The 2097-nt window shown below is 34.4% G+C and carries 2 protein-coding genes; one reads left to right on the top strand and one right to left on the bottom strand.

Features of this window, described 5'->3' with window-relative positions; translation table 11 throughout:
* Positions 1 to 755 precede the first annotated feature (755 nt).
* Positions 756 to 1691, top strand: a complete 936-nt coding sequence (locus FTV42_RS16390) for a protein rep (protein WP_179997572.1) — start codon at positions 756 to 758, stop codon at positions 1689 to 1691.
* 143 nt (positions 1692 to 1834) lie between these two features.
* Here the strand turns inward: FTV42_RS16390 and FTV42_RS17430 are convergent.
* Positions 1835 to 2097, bottom strand: a 263-nt coding sequence (locus tag FTV42_RS17430) for a hypothetical protein (protein ID WP_218947014.1), incomplete at its 5' end; no start/stop codon positions are given.

Here is a 2097-nt window from a genome sequence, read left to right on the forward strand (position 1 = left end):
GTAATGCGAGAAAATAAAATCTTCACTAAACACGGTTTTATATAATAACATAGCGATTTTAAATAGTTGCAAGATGTGTTTTTGTGACACAAAAACTTCTTGCCACCAAGGTGGGGGAGGGGGCGGAACTTCCGAAAAAAAACATTATATTTGTGAGTCGATGAGGAGGTAAAGAGCTCTGCAGAGGTGCAACTCTTGAGCGCCGAAATTCGAAAACGAAACAAGAAGTCTAGAGATAACTCTGGGCTTTTTTTTTGTCTTTTCATCAGAAAAAAAGAACTTGTTTTGTTCTAAAAACGCTAAAAAACCTACCTACTTTTTTCAAAGAAAAAAGGCTTTAAAATCTAACTTTTCTATTTGTCGGTAAAAAGCCCCTAAGTCCTTTGTTTTCAAGGGTTTTACCTCATAGCCTTGATACATTAGCATAACTGCTTGGGAAATCTATTTTTCAAGTGGGTTTTTTTCCAATTTTTCAGAATGAAAAATCTAAAATTTAGCGAAGCGTAAAAAATTTTCAAGGGACGAAATAGGAATGCAATGTAACGCAGTGAAATTGTCATGACGTTTTAGCCCCTTGCTCCTAAAATGAGAGATAAAAAACAGCAATTGCTGTAAAAAAATAATGCTTGAGTAAAAACCCAAGCATTTATTTTTTGTATCTTTGATTCGATAAAAGACAAAGATGTATAATTCTTGCTTTGGAATCCGACCTCTTCAGCAAGACTAAAACGCGATATTGTATCGTCTCATTTTCTATGGGTAAAGATAATAAAAAAAGCCTTACACAAGGACAGAAACAACAAAAATACAAAGCCATAACAGACCACTTTGCAATTAATTTAGCAATGTGGAATCCCAGCTCTCCTCTAAAAAAGAGCTATGATAATACTTATCATTGCAATCGTGTTAAACATTATAACGGCGAAAAAATGACTTCAACTTACTGCAAAAATCGTTGGTGCTATACTTGTAATCGTATACGTAGTGCTATTAATATAAAACAATATGCTACTCAAATTAATGATTTTGGACAGCCGTTTTTTGTTACTCTTACAAGACCTACTTGTTCCATTGAAGAACTCCAAAGCCAAATAGAAGAAATGGAAAAAAGCTGGAGAATGCTCTATAATTCAAGCAAAGACAAGAGAGGGGATGCCTTTAAGAGTGGTGTTTTTTTAAAAGGAATTAGGACAATGGAATGTACTATTAGACCGAATGGACAATATCACTACCATATGCATATGATTGTTGATGGGTGGGCGAATGCTGAGTGGATTGTAAAAGAATGGTTAAAACGGAATCCTCAATCTAATCCAAATGCTCAAGATATCAGGCCTGCTAATGCAGGAGCTTTATCGGAGTTATTTAAGTACGCTATTAAAATGACTGTTGATTTGTCTAAATCAGATAATTTTAAACGATTAGACGCACTTTTTTGTATTTTAAAAGGGAAACGTACTCTTGCTACTTTTGGAGGAATTAAAGCTATAAAAGAGCCGACAGACGAAGATTTTCAAGTACAAGGACAATTTGAAGAAGAACTTTATTTGCGTCTAGGAAACGAAGAAAGTTTATGGATTTGGCAAAAAGATGCATTCGATTGGGTTAACCAAGCAACAGGGGAAATGTTGATCGGCGAAGAACTAGAACCGGAAATTCTCCGATTGTGTCAGAAAAAAGTACGGGAGTGATTTTTTTAGCTGCGCTAAAACATTTAGGTTTTTTAGCGTTTTCAGAACAAAACAAGATTTGTTTTTTATCTCTCGAAGAGCCTACGACCAAATTTTAGAGGTACGATTAAAAATTGGTCTAGTAGGTTATACCAATGATAAAATCATATGAAATCGGAGGGGTAAAATATCCTTTGATATTTTGATATTTTGATATTTTTATACTCTGGTCTTTTGATATTTTGCACTTTTAGTCCTATGATATTTCGCATTACCAATGGAGAAAAGAATTTTCTCCATTGGTAATGCGAGAAAATAAAATCTTCACTAAACACGGTTTTATATAATAACATAGCGATTTTAAATAGTTGCAAGATGTGTTTTTGTGACACAAAAACTTCTTGCCACCAAGGTGGGGGAGGGGGCG

The organism is Acinetobacter sp. YH16052 (assembly GCF_013417155.1).
Classification (GTDB): Bacteria; Pseudomonadota; Gammaproteobacteria; order Pseudomonadales; family Moraxellaceae; genus Acinetobacter.